Genomic DNA, 17,629 nt, shown 5'->3' with positions numbered 1-17,629 from the left:
CGAAGAAGCAAAACAGTCTATCCTCAAACTGATGGACGAAGTAGACGCATACATCCCGACGCCGGATCGTCCGACGGACAAACCGTTCCTGATGCCTGTTGAAGACGTATTCACGATTACAGGCCGCGGCACCGTAGCAACGGGCCGTGTAGAACGCGGTACGGTTAAAGTAGGCGACGCAGTCGAAATCGTAGGCTTGTCCGACGAACCGAAACAGACCGTCGTAACGGGCGTAGAAATGTTCCGTAAGCTCCTCGACCTGGCAGAAGCCGGCGACAACATCGGCGCGCTGCTCCGCGGCATTGACCGTAAGGAAATCGAACGCGGCCAGGTATTGGCAAAACCGGGTTCGATTCATCCGCACACGACGTTCAAAGCGCAGGTATACGTTTTGACGAAGGACGAAGGCGGCCGTCATACGCCGTTCTTCAACGGCTACCGTCCGCAGTTCTACTTCCGCACGACGGACGTAACGGGCGTTATCAAACTGCCGGAAGGCACGGAAATGTGCATGCCTGGCGATAACGTAAAGATGGACGTAGAACTGATTACGCCGATTGCTATTGAACCGGGCCTCCGCTTCGCTATCCGCGAAGGCGGCCGTACAGTAGGCGCAGGCGTCGTATCCGAAATCGAAGCGTAATTCGCTGTAAGGTTACGAGCTGAATTAAGATATAGAAAGAGTTGCAAGCATTCTGATAGTTCCCATAGGTACATTTTTTGAATCGGGTGAATTGTCGGGCACAGAAGCGGACGGCAGAAGCCGTCCGCTTCTGTGTTTTTATGCCAATAACCGCATGATTGCTTCTTTTTCTGTAATTGTTTGGTGGGTGAGTTTTGCAAGCGGGTGCAGTTTATGTACGGCGGAAAACTGGAGAAGATCCGCTTTAAATACATCGGCTCATCCATCGAGGCTGTGCTGAACAGGTTGCCCACGGTGGAAATTATCTCGCAGGATGAAGGTGGTTGGATTGTGGAGGCAGAGGTGTTTGGGAAGGGGGGTGATATGTGGCTGAGAGGTCAAGGTAAATTAATTGTTCTTCAATGACGCGTGAAATCTGTTGTACCAATAGAAACCAATTGGGAATATAATTTATGGAGGCAGATTATGGGGGAATATGTAAAAGACAAAAAGGACATGAAATTTCAGAGCCAAGATGCTCTTAAAAGAGTTCAGTCAGTAATCGATGATGCAGATAAAGCATTAAACGACAAATCCAGAAAGATGAAAGATTCTCCTATTGGAGAAGCACTTGCAGGAGCAGTTGGTGTTGGTGTTGGAGCTGGTATCGGTTTTGCAGGATTGTATCTTGGTGGTACTGTAGCTGGGTTAAGCGCCGCAGGGATAACAAGTGGATTAGCTGCAGCTGGTGCGTTAATTGGTGGCGGAATGGTAGCCGGTATAGCGGTGTTAGCAGCTCCTGCCGTTGTTCTTGGTGGAGCTGGAGTGGGCATAGCATCCCATGTTAAGAATAAAAGATTGAGAGAAGCTAAAGAGCTGATTTACAAAAATGCTATTGCAAAACAGACAGCTATCTTAAAAGCTCTTAAAGATGAACGAGATGCTGATAAGGAGAGAATCGACTATTTGAATAGTTTGAATATTCTTTTGCAGGCTGCAATTAACGACTTGAAGCATGATTTAGGTATCACATAACAAGGGGGACATTATGAGTAGATTCAAATATTCCAGCGATGAGTTGGATATGAATAAGGTACTCAAGATGAATCAAGATGTATCCCAATCTATGTTGACTGACCAACAGATATCTCAGACAAGAAATAATGCTGATATCAACATTGAAGCATCTTTGACATTGTTGCGCTCTTTGGGCAAAGAGAGAGAAATTTTAAATCTTTCTGCGGATATTGCGTCTAAAGGAAGGGATAGGCATTTAGAGCATCGTCCGGTTTTGGAATCTTGGGAAGAAATTGTCGATCAAGCCAATCTCCACGAACCGACCGAAGTGGTTTTGGAAGATATTATGACCGAAGATGAGATTCAAAGTGCTTTTGCAGAGCTTGACTCTATAGAAGAACAGTTTTCTAAAAAAACAGGAATTATAAATAAAACTGACTTGTCATTCCTTGCGATTGCAACGGCCTTGCAAGTGGTAAAATCTCTTGTTTTCCCATATGTTGCAGATAAATTTGACTACGGAAAAAGTTTTGACCCATCAGAAAGATTGGATCATAATGATAGATCCATCGAAAAGGCTCATAAGGAAGCGAACGACAAGTTTCGTGACAAACGTATTGAAAAACATGGAACAGGGCATTGGATTAATATTCTTTATCAGACGGTTCCCTATGATATCACAAAAGGGGCGAAAGATTTAGGAATAAACATGGGCGGTAAATACCACCGAATGTACACCCTGGGACACGATCCGATTTTAGGTTGGATTTTCGGGACAGCAAATATTTTGACGGATTGCATTACATTTAACAACTTCCATACAAATAGAATTTCAAGAATTGATCCTGTAACAGGAACTAAGAAGATGGTAATTACATCGGAAGTTGTTTTTCTTGGAAAAATGTTTAGTGAATGTTACGAAGAAGTGAGAGCAGATCCATTAAATCTCCCGGCAGCACTCTTTGCTCAAGCACAGCATTTAAAATCTGACGAGTTTACAAAGTTGGGACTGCCTGTGCCAATCTTATCAAGCATTAACGAGGATTTTGCAAGTAAACTGTATAGCGAAAACTACGATGCGCTGTGTTTTGCGAGAGATGTAAAGATTGTCGGAACTTCTTTTGTAATATCCAAGCTGTTTGATATGATTATTTCTTTACTGCATGGTTTGTTTAGAAAAGACGGGGAAGATAAAAATTTCTACGAAGTAAGAAGCCGCAAAATCTTGTTGATTTCTAATGCAATTGCTTCATCAAGTAGCGTAATTAATGCTGCGATTACGAGTAATCCTAAGAATCTGGATATCGGCAGTTTACTTAATACTATGACACATTTGTTTACTGATATTAGGTTCATTTTGAAAATCAAGCAGGAGTTTATCGAAAACGAGATTGCGGAAAGAGTTCAAAAAGAGATTTCAGTGGTTGATGCGTTGTATAAAATAATTTAATTGATACAGTGAAAGAAAACAGTTCCTTAGAACTATATACAGCAGCCCGTGGTAGAAAATTTACTATCTTGCGAGCGCCAATTGGCCCTACCCAATAAAAAATTAGGGCCTGTGACGCCCCACAAGCCCTAATTACTTCTATACACGGCGTTAAGTCCCATAGGTTCATACTGTGTACCTATGGGGCTCAAGCATTGGCTTGCGGCTCTTTTTTAAATATCTTGCAAAAATTTATGCAATATACTTGCATATTATTCCAAATGGGTGTATACTAACACCCGTAGACAAGAATAGCAGTTACAGTATGTATGTTGCATAGAGGAGGAAGTTATCATGAGTGAAATCAAAAAAATTGTCTTAGCCTATTCCGGTGGTTTGGATACGTCCGTTATTATTCCCTGGCTGAAAGAAAATTATTCCGGCGCGGAAGTCATCGCGGCCTGCGCCGACGTAGGGCAGCCCGACGACTTTGAAGCTATTGAAAAGAAAGCTTACGCTTCCGGCGCTTCCAATGTATACATCATGGATATTAAAAAGGAATTCCTGGAAGAATATGTTTGGCCGACAGTAAAAGCCGGCGCCGTATATGAAGGCAAATATCTGTTAGGTACGTCCTTCGCCCGGCCTCTCATTTCCAAGAAGCTCGTCGAAATCGCCAAGCAGGAAGGCGCCGACGCCATCGCTCACGGCGCGACCGGCAAGGGCAACGACCAGGTTCGGTTCGAATTGACCGTAAAGGCCCTTGCTCCGGAAATAAAGCTCATCGCTCCCTGGAGAATGTGGGATATGAAATCCCGTGAAGACGAATTGGTTTACGCTGAAAAACACGGCGTGCCCATCGATTATAAATCGGAAGAAAATCCCTATCCCTATAGCATGGACTGGAACATCTGGCATCTGAGCCACGAAGGCGACGATTTGGAAAATCCGGCCAATGCGCCGAAGGATATGGTATACATGGTCACGACGCCGCCGGAAAAAGCTCCCGACGTTCCCGAATACGTTACGATTGATTTCGAACAGGGCATTCCTGTCGCCGTCAACGGCCAGAAGATGGGCGCCGTCGAACTCTTGACGGAACTCAACGCAATCGGCGCGAAAAACGGCGTCGGCATCGTCGATATCGTAGAAAACAGACTGGTCGGCATGAAGAGCCGCGGCATTTATGAAAACCCCGGCGGAGCGATTATCATGTACGCGCACAGAGAATTGGAATACCTCTGCCTCGACCGCGATACGTTCCATTATAAAGAACTCGTGGCCAACAAATATGCCGAACTCGTATACGACGGCAAATGGTTCTCGCCGCTGCGGGAAGCGCTGGACGCCTTCGTCAACGAAACGCAGGAAACCGTTACAGGCACGGTTAAATTGAAACTTTATAAGGGCAATATCATGAGCGCCGGCTCTACGTCGCCGTATTCCCTGTACAGCGAAGAATACGTCACCTTCGGCGAAGACGACGTATACGACCAGACCGATGCGGAAGGCTTCATCAACCTCTTCGGCCTGCCGCTCAAGATGCGAGCCCTCATGAAGCAGCACGCAGAAAAAGCAGGAAAATAAGGAGAGACTAGTACTATGAAATTATGGGGCGGCCGGTTTACGAAGGCCACGGATAAAAGCGTAGAAGAGTTTAACGCCTCCATCCAGTTTGACTGCCGCATGTATGCGGAAGATATTTGCGGCAGCATCGCCCATGCGACGATGCTGGAACGGCAGGGCATTATTTCTTCGGCAGATAAGGATGCCATCGTAGCCGGGCTGAAAGCCATCTACGAGCAAATTGAACAAGGTGAATTTGAATTTTCCGTCGAGCTGGAAGATATTCATATGAATATCGAAAAGCGCCTGACCGACGCCATCGGCGAAGCAGGCAAACGGCTTCATACGGGCCGGAGCCGCAACGACCAGGTAGCGCTGGACACGCATATGTACGCGCGCCGGGAAATCGCCGCGATTGCGAAATTGATTATCCAGCTGCAGAAATCCATCGTCAAAGCGGCGGAGAAGTACGGCGACGTCATCATGCCGGGCTATACCCATCTGCAGCGGGCCCAGCCCATCTTGTTCAGTCATCACCTGATGGCCTATTTCTCCATGCTGTCCCGTGATTTTGCTCATTTGAAATACGCTTGGGATATGGCCGATATGATGCCTCTCGGCGCAGGCGCGCTGGCCGGCACGACGTATCCCCTGGATCAGCCCTTCGTGGCCCGTATGCTCCATTTTGGCAAGATTTACGACAACAGCCTCGATGCCGTCAGCGACCGGGACTACATCATCGCCTTTCTGGAATTTGCGGCCCAGCTCATGATGCATTTGAGCCGGCTGTCGGAGGAATTCATCCTCTGGTCGTCGTCGGAATTCAAGTTCATTGAATTGGACGATTCCCACTGCACTGGTTCCTCCATTATGCCGCAGAAGAAGAACCCCGATATCTGCGAGCTCGTCCGCGGCAAGACGGGCCGGTTCTACGGCCATCTCATGGGTGTGCTGACGATGATGAAGGGGATTCCCATGGCCTACGACAAGGACATGCAGGAAGATAAGGAAGGCTTGTTTGACGCCGTCGACAACCTGAAATTTGCCCTTACGATTTACGCCGCCATGATCGACAAGATGACGGTCAACGGGCAGCATATGCGCGACGTATTGGAAAGCGATTTTTCCAATGCGACGGATATGGCCGACTATTTGGCCAAAAAGGGACTGCCCTTCCGCGAAGCCCACGCCGTCGTCGGCAAGGCCGTTCATTACTGCATCGAGCAGGGGAAGGTGCTGCAGCAGCTCACGCTGGACGAACTGCAGTCCATGAGCCCCCTCTTTGCCGAAGACATTCACCACTTCTTGGACATCGAAACGTGCGTAAACCAGCGCAATACGTATAACGGCACGTCTCCGGCCTCGGTAAAGCGCCAGTGCGAAGCCGGCCGCGGAGCCATCGCTTCCGAAACGGAAACAGCCGCGCTGTGGAACGATACGGTAGCTTCGGTGTACGAGTTGTTGAAATAATAAAACAAGATATGACAAAAGGCCATCGCTTGGTGCGGTGGCCTTTTTGCTGTGCGGTGAATCTTAGTTGTCTTTTTGTTCTGTTTTCTGGACATATACGACGCGCTGCGGGTAAGGGATTTCGATGCCGTTGGCGTCGAAGGCGTCTTTTACGGCCGACATGATGTCGTACGTCGTGGGGATGACGTCCTGGCGGCGTACCTTGGGATAGGCGGCGATGCGGACGGAGTTGTCGGCGAATTCTTTAATGCCGATTTCCAATGTGTCGTTGTTGAGAATGCGCGAGTCTCTGGCAAATATATCCTTCAGGACGGCGATGGCCTTGTGATGGTCGTTATTGTAGCTGATGTCGAAGAGGAAGGGAATAAACCGTTCGTCCAAATAGGAGCTGTTCGTGACCTGGGAAGAGGTGATGAGCGAGTTGGGGATGAATACGGTTTTGTTGTCCTTGGTGATAATGGCCGTATTCAGCACCTGAATCGCCTTGATGCTTCCTTCGACGCCGCTGATACTGACCCAGTCCCCGGACTTAAAGGGCTTAAAAATGAGGATGAGCAGGCCTGAGGCGAAGTTTGACAGGTTGTTCTGCAGGGCCAGGCCTACGGCTAAGCCGAAGGCGCCGAAGACGGCGATAAAGGATGTCGTCGGTACGCCGAGCTTGTTGACGGCGGACAGGACGACGAGGGCCATGACGGCGTAATAAATGATCTGGCTGACGAAGGTGATGACGGTGTGGTCGTAGTTGGCGTGGGTCATCATGCGCACGGCGATGTTTTTCAGCAGCTTGGCAATATACCGGCCAATGATGAAGATGACGATAGCAAATAGAATGTCCGGCCCGCGGTCAATTAGCAGATTTGTAATGCGGTCCAGCATAGTCACGCCCTGGGCGACCTGTTCCTTTACGTCTTGGGCGACGGCAGCCGTCGCGGTAGCAGTAGATGTATTCATAGTCTGATCCTTTCTTAAAACAAAAGTCCCTTGACGGCGCCGCAGTACGCCGTTACGGTTCATTATACAGGATTCGCCTGATTTTTGTAATCCCATGGGGGTATATATCATACAAAAATAGGCAAGTACGAGTGAGATGCCTGTCTATGTCAAGATATCATTTGCGTATGACCGCTAGTATCTGGTATACTGTATATGTGTAAAATTAATATTATATCTAATAATGGCGATAATGTAAATGTCTTTTTTGATTTTTTTGGAGGTATAGCCATGGACGGAGCGGAACGGTTTGTAGGATGCATGTTGGGCGGCGCGGCAGGCGATGCATTAGGGTATCTCATCGAATATGTCGATTTGAAGACGATTCATAAGAAATACGGCCCCTATGGGCTGCGGACCGTATTGAAATTGGAAGCGAACGGCAAGCGGGGCATCATTTCCGACGATACGCAGCTGGCCTTGTTTACGGCCGACGGATTGCTCTGGGCCAAGTACGACGGCCTTGCGCCGGAGGAAGGGCTGTACCGGTCTTACATGCGCTGGTATTATACCCAGACCGAGCGGATTATCCGGCCCGAGCATGCACGGTGGATGAAAAAGCAGGCCCATGAAGAATCGTTGGGATACGACCTCATGGGCGAACCGCTGCTGTTTGCCCGCCGGGCCCCCGGCAAGGCCTGCCTGATTGCCCTGGCGTCGGGGCTGCGCTTTACGAAGGAGAAAAAAGCCAATGCCTGCAAGAGCAGCGCCGCCCTGCGGACCGGGCCCGTCGGCTTGTTTTATGCCGGCGACGCCGACGCGGCCTTTGCCGTGGGCTGCCGGGCGGCGTTGCTGACGCACGGCGGCGCGACGGCTTATTTAGCGGCGGGAACGTTCAGCGCCGTCATTTCGCTGCTGGCCGCCGGAAAGACGCTGGGGCAGGCCGTTGTTGGCGCTTTCGAGCGGCTGCAGCAGGAAGAGGGCGGCGTCGAACTATGGAAGACCTTGCAGGCAGCCGTCGACGAAGCTATGAGCGACAGAAACCCCGTGCGGTCCATGAAGAAGCTCGGCCTGGGCTGGAATGCCGACGAAGCGCTGGCCTTGTCCTTATACTGCGTCATGAAGACGACCTCCCTGAAGGACGCCGTCATCATGGCCTGCAATCAGGACGGCGACAGCGATACGTGCGGCGCCGTCAGCGGCAGCATCGCCGGCGCGTTGTACGGCGCGAAAGACGTGCCTAAGAACTGGCTGACCCACATGGAATGCCTGGATCTCCTGCAAGGGCTGGCGAAGGGATTATACGAACAGGGCCTCGGCTCTGCAGCGGCAGAACCTGAAGAAACGGACGAGTAAACGTACATATTGACATCCTTCCCAATGTACGTATAATGAAACGTAAGACTGCGCCGACGCAACAACCATTGCATTGGCGGGAACTGCACGCTGTTGGCAGGAAGGAGCGGAACGTATGATAGAATCAATTGACCGGGCGCTGGCAATCCTTCAACTCTTTTTACAGGAAGAAGCGCCTCTGAGCCTTACGCAGATCAGCAAGAAGATGGGAATGCACAAGAGCACCGTGAGCCGGACCCTGGATACGCTGGAGGGGCGGGACTTCGTGCGCCGCGACGGCGAAACGGGTCTGTATTGGCTGGGCCTTCAGGTGTACTCCCTGGGCATGCTGTTCCGCGAAAAGGAATCCTTTCAAAAGGTCGCCTACCCCTATGCGAAGGCCCTGGCGCTTCAATGCAAGGAAAGCGTCCACATGACGACCTTCGTCCAGTCCGACGCGCCGTATCCGCAGCACGTCATCCTGGAAAAGATCAAATCGCCGCAGACCGTCGACATGGCTCCGCCTATCGGCGCGATCCGGCCCAGTTACTGCGCGGCGTCGGGAAAATGCCTGCTGGCCTTTTCCGAATCATACTGCCGCCGGTACGCAGGATGCAAGCTGAAGAAGTTTACGGAGTATACGATTACCGACTGGGACGAGCTGCTGAAGGAGCTGGAAGCCATTCGGCGCAACGGCTACGCCATTGAGCGGGAAGAAGTCGAACTGGGCATGACCTGCATTGCCGCGCCTATTTTTTCAAATCACGAAATCATAGCCGCCATCAGCGTGTCTGGCCCGGTATCCCGCGTGACGGAAGACATGCAGGAGCAGATTATTCAGGCCGTCAAGAAGACGGCCGCTGAGATTACCCAGGCCCTGCACTAATATGTGTTATGTGAATTATTTGCTATACGATGTATGCCATAAAAGAATACGCAATATGTATTGGACGAAATGAAATTTTATGGTAGAATGGGGTGTGGATAAGGGGGCAGCCGCGCCAGTGTGTCTGTTTTGAGCCGTATGAAAATCTTTTTATTCTTACGGCGGCAAAGCGGTGTGGGAGCATATTGACGGCGACTGCTCAAGAGTTGAGGCGAAAGAGACATGAACAGCATGATACATGAAGCAGCGGAGCCGGCAGTTCGCGTCAGGCATCCGTATAAGACAAGAGAAGGCGGGGCGACGGTGACGGTATTTGTGCCGTATAACTGCCGCAATCACTGCCCGTTCTGCATTAATAAAGAAGAATATTCCGATATGACGGGGTTTTCGGCGGAAAAAATCTGTGAAAGCATTGCCCGCATGGACGCTATCACGCCGTACTGCGATTTTGTGTTTACCGGGGGCGAGCCCTTCGCAGACCTGGATTCGCTGCAGCATATGCTCGACTGCATTCCCCGTACGCACAAGGTGTATATCAATACGACGCTGCCCGTGTCGGACTTTCAGACCGAAGACGATATCATCGCCTTTACGCAGCGCAATAAGGACAAGATTACCTGCATCAACGTGTCGCGCCACATGCAGCACTATGTCGTAGAATCGAACGACGAATTGCTGGGGCGCCTGGCCGTGCCGTTCCGAATCAACTGCGTGCTGTATAAAAACTATCCGGCCCGCGATTTAATCCCCTATTTGGAACGATTCCATGCCATTCCCGGCGCGTCAATCCAATTCCGTTTCGACTATACGGAAACGACGCCGGAAAACCTGTACGACGAAAAGAACGATAAGATCCTTCACGATTTGAAGTACATCGCCCGCTATACGGGGCTGGACGGCTGCCGTATGCGCTGCGGCTTCCATTTCGATTACAAGGGGATGGAGCTGACCTATCACAAGACCCTTCCGTACAGCACCATTGTGGAACGGGATGAAAAAGACGGCGTGACCTACGATATCCTGTACGATATCCTGATCAAGCAGAACGGCGACATCCACTCCGATTGGGACGGCACGATGATGGACGTAGACGCGTACCGCCGCGTCGTGTTCGAGCCGTACGATTTGAAGTGGCTCTATCGGGAAGAACGGCGGCGCGCGCCGTTTCTGAAATCAGCCTGCGCGGCTATATAATTTCATAAAAAACTGGGAGATCCGGCAGAGGCGAATCGCTTTGCCGGACTTTTTTTGCATGGGCATTTTGGTTTTATGCGTGCAGAAAATATGATACAATAATTGAAAATGTAACTTCAGGGTGCACAGTAGAAGGGAGGAGTCGCCGTGGCGCTGACTGTCTTGTTTGGCAAGGGCCGAAGCGGAAAAACGGAATATTGCTTTTCGCAGATGAAGGCCGAAGCGGCCCAGGGCCGCCGCACGCTGCTCATCGTGCCCGATCAGGCGTCGTATAACGCGGAGCGGCGGTTTGCCGAGTCGCTGCCGGAAAAGGGCTTTATGGGGACGCAGATCGTCGGGTTTTCGCGGCTGGCCTACCGCGTGTTTCAGGAAAAGGGCAAGGACTGCGCCTTCGTATCGGAATTGGCGCAGAAGCTCATCTTGCAGCGGCTGCTGCGGCGGCACGCAGACGAGTTTACGGTGCTGCAGACGGCGGCGCGGCAGGATAATTTCGTAGAAACGGCCGGCCGGTTTATCGGCGAGTGCCGTTCCTTCTGCATTGGCCCTGACATGCTGCGCCATGCCGCGTCCCTGCTGGGCAGCCAGACCTTGAGCCGCAAGCTCATGGATATTGCGCTGCTGTATCATGGATATACGGCCTATTTAGAGGAACGGTTCGGCAGCGCCGACGATACGATGACCGTACTGGCAAGGGAAATTCCTTCGTATTCCTTTTTGCAGGGCGCTCACGTATGGGTTGACGGATTCCAGTGGTTTACGCCGCGGCAGCTGGAAGTGCTGCAGGCCATCGAACAGACGGCGGCGCAGGTGACGATTACCCTGACGATGGACCCGGACCGCGTCGAGGCGCAGCGTCGGGAAACAGCCCTGTTCCATCGGCCCTATGCCGTGTATCGGGAGCTGCGCCGCATATTCCCGCACCTGGAGGTACGGCGCGTCGCCGGGACTGACGAAGGGGGCCTGGCTGTATTTTTGAATGAATTTTTCCGTCCCGTGCCGCCGGCCCAGGCTGAGGCCGTAAAGGGATTGACCCTGACGGAATGCGGAAACAGGATACTGGAGCTCGACGCGGCGGCCCGCCGCATTCAGGCCTTGTGCCGCCGGGGATACCGCTACCGCGACTTTCTTATTTTAGCGCGGACCGGCGAGGCGTATTATCATATTGCCGAAGAGATATTCGCCAAATACGGCATTCCTTTTTTCAGCGATTACCGGCGCCCTATGACGTCCCATCCTGCGGCGGAGGCTATTTCCTCCCTGCTGGACGTGTTTACGTCCCGATGGGCTCACGAGCCGTTGTTTCAGCTGCTGAAGACGGACTTGTTCCCTATCAGCCGGCGCGATGCCGACGATTTGGAAAACTATTGCCTGGCTTACGGCATCCGGGGCTATCACTGGCTGGCCGGCGAAGACTGGCAGTACGGAAGAAGCCGCTATATCGAGGAAGGCCATGGTGTAGACGAAGGCGAAGAAGAAACGATACGGCATGTCAATGGCATCCGCCGCACCGTATGGGACGCCCTGCGGCCGTGCTGGGAAGAGGCGCAGGAAGATCATTCCCTGGCAGATTGGTGCACGCTGCTGTACCGATGGCTGTACGACCTGGGCGTTCCCCAGTCGCTGCAGCAGTGGAAACGCGATGACGAAGGGGCCGGACGGGCTGCCGAAGGAAAGGAACACGAGCAGGTCTGGAAGCGCATCGTCGCCTTCCTTCATGAAATCGTCCGCGTGTGCGGCGACGACGTCGTGCCGCTGCAGGAGTTTTCCCAGATCGTAAAGGACGGGCTGGAGCAGCTGAAATTCAGCTTGATTCCGCCGACGCTGGACCACGTTACGTTTACGTCGGTCGAACGGGGATACACCATGCAGGCCCGCGTCGTCTTCCTCTGCGGCCTGAACGACGGCGTGTTCCCCCAGCGCACGAGCGAAGAAGGCATGCTGAACGACGCCGAACGGCGGAAGCTGGAGGCCCTGGGCGTCCGGCTCGGCCCGGACAGCCGGTTCCGTTCGTTCCAGGAAAAATTCCTCTTTTATCTGGCTGCCGGCCGGGCCGGAGAGCAGCTGCACTTGTCGTATATTCTGGCCGGCGACGACGGCGGGGCGATGGAGCCTTCGTCGTGGATTCGGCAGATAGAAGAAAAGGGCTACGTCGATGCTGTCGGCCATGAAACGGGGATGATCGAAGGGGGACGTGAGGCCGAGTTCATTACGTCCCTGCCGGCGTCCCTGTCGTGGCTGCCTGTCATGCTGCGTCCTGCGGCAGAGGGCAAAGAGACGGACGACGTTTGGTGGGCCTTGTACGACTGGGCCTGCAGCCACGGCTGGAAAGAGCGGGCGGCGCAGGCCGTGCAGGGATTGTTTCACCGCAATCAGCCTCTGCGGCTGCCGGCGACGCTCGTCAAGCGGCTGTACGCGCCCGACGGCGTCCTGCGGGGCTCCGTCACGAAATTCGAACAGTACCGCAGCTGTCCCTTCGCCTATTTTGCCCGCTACGGCCTGCTGCTGGAAGAACGGCAAATGTATCACTTTTCCGCCCCCGATCTGGGCATGCTCGTCCACGGTGCGCTGCGCATCTTAGGCGAGGACCTGCTTCGCGAACACAAGCAGTGGCGCGACCTCCGAGCGGAAGATATTCCGGCTGCATGCCGCCAGGCTACGGAACGGCTCGCCCCGTATATACAGCACGACATCCTCATGTCCAACGCCTATTTCGCGCAGATCAAGGAACGACTCATCCAAACCCTGGCTCGGACAGTGCGGCGTCTTTGCCAGTTCAGCGAGTCGTCCCAGTTTCATATGGAAGGGCTGGAAAAGGCCTTCGGCCGCAAGGGCAGCCCGTGGGAGGCCCTGCGCTTTACCTTGCCCGACGGCTTGGAAGTCATCGTCACCGGGCAGATCGACCGCGTCGATTCCATGCGGGACGGCGACGCCAAGTACGTCGTCGTCATCGACTACAAATCGGGGCGGAAGCAGCTCGATTTGAGCCAGGTATTTGTCGGCCTGGAGCTGCAGCTCCTGACGTACATGTACGTAGCGCTTCTGAACATGGGCGAAGACGCCGTGCCGGCGGCTATCTTGTACTGCTACGTCCGTAACGACAAGACGTCCCTGGACCACGTAGCCGACGAAGAGGAGAAGAAGACCTTATACGATAAAAAAAGCCGCCTCAGCGGATATTATCTCGACGACAGCCAGGTCATGACTGCCTTGGATACGTCGATGGAAGGCTATTCGGAATTTTTAAATTTGCGGTTAAAAAAGGACGGCACCCTGAGCAACGTATCCCATACGATGTACGATGAAGCGGGATGGCAGAAGCTGCTGACGCTGGCCGTTATGCGGATTCGCGAAATCGCCGTCCGTATAGACAGCGGCGACATCGCCGTGCGGCCTATTTTATTGGGGCAGGCCAGCCCGTGCCGCTATTGCCCCTATCACGCCGTCTGCCGGTTTGACGCGCAGCTGCCCGACAACGGCTACGACGTCGTGACGATACGGAAAGAGGATTTGCTGGAAAAACTGGACGAAGGAGGGAGCGAACATGGCGTGGACATCGGAACAACAGGCGGCCATTGACAGCCGGGGGCAGACGCTGCTGCTGTCTGCCGCGGCCGGATCAGGCAAGACGGCCGTTCTCGTAGAGCGCATTATCCGCCGTCTTCTCGACAAGGACAATCCTGTCGACATTACGGAGCTGCTGGTCGTGACGTTTACGAAGGCGGCGGCGGCGGAAATGCGGGAACGCGTAGGCGCGGCCCTGGCCCAGGTATTGGCCGATACGGGCGACGCGGCTGTAGAGCGGCAGCTGGCGCTGCTGCCGTCGGCCCACATATCGACGCTTCATTCCTTCTGCCAAGACGTCATACGCAAGTATTTCTATACCATCGATATAGACCCGCGCGTGACGATTGCCGGCGAGGAAGAGCTGCGCCTGCTGCGCAAGGGCGTGCTGGAAGCCGTGTTTTTATCGTATTATGAAGACGAAGAGAAAGCGCCCTTTCTCTATCCGCTGGCAGATATGTTCGGCAATGACCGGGGAGACGACGCGCTCATGGATACGGTCAGCCGCATGTACGACTATTCGCGCAGCATGCCCTGGCCCCGGAAATGGCTGGACGATGCGGCCGAAGCCTATGACGTGCCTGACGGCGCGTCTATCGACGAAATGGCTTGGTGCGAGCCCGTCAAAAAGCTGGTGCGGAGCAGCGTAGAGGAACAGATCGGACGGTACGAAGGCCTCTTGGACGAGATGAAGGCCCGTCCGGCCTTTGCCGGCCCGTACGCCGATTTCGCCGCCGAAGCCGATTCACTGCGGCGCGTGCTGGAGCGCACCGCCTGGGACGATATGCGGAAAGCCGTCATGGCCGTAGAATTTCCCCGCTTAAAGGGGCTGCGCAAGCTGTCTGACGAAGATAAGGTTTTCTGGGAACAGTGCAAGGCCGTGCGCAGCGACGTGAAAAAGGAAATTGCCGAAGGCCTTCAGACGCCTTATTTTTCCGTTGCATCCGACGTCTGGCTGGACGGCGTGAGAGCGATGGCGCCGGTCATGAAAGGGCTGGTGCGGCTGACGGCTGATTTCGCCGAGGCCTATGGGGCGGCGAAAAGGGAAAAGGGCTGGATCGATTTCAGCGATTTGGAACATTTCTGCCTGCAGATTCTCCTGTCGCCGCAGTCGGAGCCGGATCATCCCGTGCCTTCGGCGGCAGCGGAAGAACTGCGCCAGACCTATAAGGAAGTGCTCATCGACGAATATCAGGATACGAACGGCGTGCAGGAGCTGATTACGACCCTGATTTCCCGCGGCGACAACCGCTTCATGGTCGGCGATATCAAGCAGAGCATCTATCGCTTTCGCCTGGCAGACCCGACGCTGTTTCTGGAAAAATACAGATCCTTCAGCCGAGATGGCGACGCTGTGCAGCGCTGTATCGACTTGGGAAAAAACTTCCGCAGCGCCCCGAATATTCTCGACGCCGTCAACGAGGTGTTTGCCAGGACGATGACTGAGGAAGCCGCCGGCATGGACTATGGCGAACGGGAACGGCTCTATGCCGGACGGACCGCCCCGGAAGACGAACGCTGGGTCGGCGGCTCTGTCGAGGTGCATATCGTCGATACGGCGCGGGACGACGCGCCGGCAGACGAAGAGACGCCGGAACGGGACATGACGGCCTTTGAGCAGGAATGCCAGGTTATCGCCGAGTCGATTCTCCAGCTGAAAGAACAGGGAAAGATGGCCGCCCGTAAGGACGGCACGCTGGAGCCCCTGGCCTATCGCCATATCGTCGTGCTCCTGCGGTCCATGGCCGGGAAGGCGGACGTACTGCTCCGCGTCCTGCAGGCCCATGGCATCCCGGCCTATGCGGAGCAGAACGGCGGCTATTTTGCGGCCATAGAGGTGCAGACCGTCTTGTCGCTTCTGCGCTGCATCGACAATCCTGAACAGGATTTGCCCATGGCGGCGGTCCTGCGCTCTCCTATCGCGGCGATGGACGAGCCGTCGCTGGCTGAGCTGCGCTTGGCCGGAGCGCAGTCCTTGTGGCAGAACCTGCCGGCATACGCCGCGTCCTTGGATGATGGAGAGAAAAAAGAACGATTGCTGGGCTTCTGCGCCAAACTGCAGGCCTGGCGGACGTACAGCCGCCGGCACGGCGTGGCGGAAACGCTGCAGGAATTGTATCGGGATACGGGCTATTATGATTACGTCGGAGGAATGCCCGGCGGCGCTGTCCGTCAGGCTAATCTGCAGGCCCTGTACGACAGGGCGCGGCAGTATGAGGCTTCGGGCTTCCGCGGGATATTCCGCTACCTGCGCCTCATCGACAAGATGAAGGAAGACGGGCTGGACCTGGCTCCGGCCAAGGTGCTGAGCGAGCGGGAAGACGTAGTGCGCGTCATGAGCATCCACAAGAGCAAGGGACTGGAATTTCCCGTCGTCATTGCCGCCGATATGGGCAAGGCCTTCAACCGCCAGGACATGCATTCCCTCATCTTGTTTCACAATACCCTGGGAATCGGCCTGAAGCAGTACGACGCCCAGTGGCGCATGGCCTATCCGACGCTTTTATGGAACGGCATCTGCGCGCAGATCGGCTGGGAAAGCACGGCGGAGGAAGAACGGGTTCTCTACGTAGCCATGACGAGGGCCAGGGATAAATTAATCCTTACGGGCCATACGTCTCACTTGGAGCGGGACTGGCAGCGCTGGCGCGGCCAGGTCAATCCGGCCCGGGCCCGTTCGTATTTTGACTGGGTGCTTCCCGGCGTCGCGTCGCGGCCGGAAAGCGAGGCCTGGCTCCTGGGCGGTGCGCCGTCGTGGCAGAGCGGGCTGTGGCAGGTAACGATTCATAGCCGTATCGGCGCGGCTGCGGCCGATGCAGGGGAACCGGCGGAAGAACCGCGCCTGGCCCGGCTGAAGGAGGGGCTGCCGACGGGAACGGCGGCGCCCCTGTGGATGGAACAAGCCCTGACGTGGACTTACGGCTACCCGGCGGCGACGGAGACGGCGGCTAAATTTTCCGTATCAGAAATCAAGCGGCAGTACAATCTCCGTTACGCCGAAGCGGTGGAGGAAGAACAGCCGCCGGCTTCCCCATTGGCCGGCATCGCCGAGGACGAAGATGCCTTCGGCCCGACGCCGCCCTGGCTTGTGGAACAAGACGGCAGCGCCGGCGGCGCATGGCGAGGAACGGTTATGCATAAGGTCATGCAGTATATTCAGCTGACGCCGGATATGACCGACGGGGATATACGGCGGCAGATGGCGTCGTGGCAGGCTGACGGGCTGTTTTCCGAAGAAGAGCTGCGGCTCGTCTTCGTGCCGTCTGTGCAGCGCTTCTGCAGTTCCCCTCTGGGGCGGCGCATGGCCTTGTCTTCCGACGTGCGGCGCGAATATCCTTTCAGCGTGCTCCTGCCCGGCGGCGGGTATTTGCCGGCCCTGGAAGAGGGGGAACGAATCCTCGTGCAGGGGGTCGTCGACTGCCTGTTTTGGCAGGACGGCCAATGGGTCCTCGTCGACTATAAGACGGACCGCCTGCCCGATGAAGAGGCCTTTCGGCGGCGCTACGCCGTGCAGCTGGCATTGTACCGCCAGGCTGCCTTGCAGGTCCTCGGCGCTCCCGTCGGCAGCGCGTACATATACAGCTTTTATTTAGATAGAGAAATTGCCTTTCCATTTTAA

The 17,629-nt window shown here is 54.5% G+C and carries 12 protein-coding genes; 11 read left to right on the top strand and 1 reads right to left on the bottom strand.

Translation table 11 applies throughout. The annotated features are described in order from the left end of the window. From OCV58_RS03150 to argH, 6 genes are all read left to right on the top strand, one after another. The coding region (locus tag OCV58_RS03150) for an EF-Tu C-terminal domain-related protein (protein WP_267312769.1) at positions 1-643 on the top strand (643 nt) is incomplete at its 5' end. Between the two features lie 213 nt (positions 644-856). After that, positions 857-1,048: a hypothetical protein gene (locus OCV58_RS03145; protein WP_198947436.1), complete on the top strand. Its 192-nt coding sequence runs from the start codon at positions 857-859 to the stop codon at positions 1,046-1,048. Positions 1,049-1,108: 60 nt separating this feature from the next. Beyond that, positions 1,109-1,657, top strand: coding sequence for a hypothetical protein (locus OCV58_RS03140; RefSeq protein ID WP_095629946.1), 549 nt, complete (start codon positions 1,109-1,111; stop codon positions 1,655-1,657). Between the two features lie 13 nt (positions 1,658-1,670). Next, complete coding sequence (locus tag OCV58_RS03135) at positions 1,671-3,089, top strand: hypothetical protein (protein ID WP_095629947.1); 1,419 nt, start codon at positions 1,671-1,673, stop codon at positions 3,087-3,089. Positions 3,090-3,422: 333 nt separating this feature from the next. After that, positions 3,423-4,655: an argininosuccinate synthase gene (locus tag OCV58_RS03130; RefSeq protein WP_154876924.1), complete on the top strand. Its 1,233-nt coding sequence runs from the start codon at positions 3,423-3,425 to the stop codon at positions 4,653-4,655. Positions 4,656-4,670: 15 nt separating this feature from the next. Then, the gene (gene argH, locus OCV58_RS03125; RefSeq protein WP_154876923.1) at positions 4,671-6,104 is read left to right on the top strand and encodes an argininosuccinate lyase; all 1,434 of its coding nucleotides are present in this window, start codon (positions 4,671-4,673) and stop codon (positions 6,102-6,104) included. A 63-nt stretch (positions 6,105-6,167) separates the two neighbouring features. Here argH and OCV58_RS03120 read toward each other — a convergent pair whose 3' ends face one another. Then, complete coding sequence (locus tag OCV58_RS03120) at positions 6,168-7,055, bottom strand: mechanosensitive ion channel family protein (protein WP_154876922.1); 888 nt, start codon at positions 7,053-7,055, stop codon at positions 6,168-6,170. A 270-nt stretch (positions 7,056-7,325) separates the two neighbouring features. On the opposite strand from OCV58_RS03120, the gene OCV58_RS03115 reads away from it, so the two are divergent. From OCV58_RS03115 to addA, 5 genes are all read left to right on the top strand, one after another. Beyond that, positions 7,326-8,390 carry an ADP-ribosylglycohydrolase family protein gene (locus OCV58_RS03115; protein WP_154876921.1) on the top strand — a complete coding sequence of 355 codons (1,065 nt, stop codon included), beginning with the start codon at positions 7,326-7,328 and terminating at the stop codon, positions 8,388-8,390. Between the two features lie 115 nt (positions 8,391-8,505). Next, positions 8,506-9,255, top strand: a complete 750-nt coding sequence (locus tag OCV58_RS03110) for an IclR family transcriptional regulator (protein WP_087478548.1) — start codon at positions 8,506-8,508, stop codon at positions 9,253-9,255. A gap of 222 nt (positions 9,256-9,477) precedes the next feature. Next, complete coding sequence (locus OCV58_RS03105; RefSeq protein WP_267312768.1) at positions 9,478-10,449, top strand: 4Fe-4S cluster-binding domain-containing protein; 972 nt, start codon at positions 9,478-9,480, stop codon at positions 10,447-10,449. Between the two features lie 147 nt (positions 10,450-10,596). Further along, positions 10,597-14,025, top strand: a complete 3,429-nt coding sequence (locus OCV58_RS03100) for a PD-(D/E)XK nuclease family protein (RefSeq protein WP_154876920.1) — start codon at positions 10,597-10,599, stop codon at positions 14,023-14,025. Continuing rightward, the gene (gene addA / locus OCV58_RS03095; RefSeq protein WP_154876919.1) at positions 13,991-17,629 is read left to right on the top strand and encodes a helicase-exonuclease AddAB subunit AddA; all 3,639 of its coding nucleotides are present in this window, start codon (positions 13,991-13,993) and stop codon (positions 17,627-17,629) included. Before OCV58_RS03100 ends, addA begins: the two co-directional genes overlap by 35 nt.

Origin of the sequence: Megasphaera stantonii (assembly GCF_025567065.1) — a bacterium.
In the GTDB taxonomy this organism is placed as follows: Bacteria; Bacillota; Negativicutes; order Veillonellales; family Megasphaeraceae; genus Megasphaera; species Megasphaera stantonii.
This window is presented reverse-complemented; position numbering and strand designations above follow the sequence as displayed.

What these genes read in the sequence shown, in the direction of transcription:
- OCV58_RS03145 (WP_198947436.1), top strand. Translation starts at nt 857, where the DNA reads ATGTACGGCGGAAAACTGGAGAAGATCCGCTTTAAATACATCGGCTCA.
- OCV58_RS03140 (WP_095629946.1), top strand. Translation starts at nt 1,109, where the DNA reads ATGGGGGAATATGTAAAAGACAAAAAGGACATGAAATTTCAGAGCCAA.
- OCV58_RS03135 (WP_095629947.1), top strand. Translation starts at nt 1,671, where the DNA reads ATGAGTAGATTCAAATATTCCAGCGATGAGTTGGATATGAATAAGGTA.
- OCV58_RS03130 (WP_154876924.1), top strand. Translation starts at nt 3,423, where the DNA reads ATGAGTGAAATCAAAAAAATTGTCTTAGCCTATTCCGGTGGTTTGGAT.
- argH (WP_154876923.1), top strand. Translation starts at nt 4,671, where the DNA reads ATGAAATTATGGGGCGGCCGGTTTACGAAGGCCACGGATAAAAGCGTA.
- OCV58_RS03120 (WP_154876922.1), bottom strand. Translation starts at nt 7,055, where the DNA reads ATGAATACATCTACTGCTACCGCGACGGCTGCCGTCGCCCAAGACGTA.
- OCV58_RS03115 (WP_154876921.1), top strand. Translation starts at nt 7,326, where the DNA reads ATGGACGGAGCGGAACGGTTTGTAGGATGCATGTTGGGCGGCGCGGCA.
- OCV58_RS03110 (WP_087478548.1), top strand. Translation starts at nt 8,506, where the DNA reads ATGATAGAATCAATTGACCGGGCGCTGGCAATCCTTCAACTCTTTTTA.
- OCV58_RS03105 (WP_267312768.1), top strand. Translation starts at nt 9,478, where the DNA reads ATGAACAGCATGATACATGAAGCAGCGGAGCCGGCAGTTCGCGTCAGG.
- addA (WP_154876919.1), top strand. Translation starts at nt 13,991, where the DNA reads ATGGCGTGGACATCGGAACAACAGGCGGCCATTGACAGCCGGGGGCAG.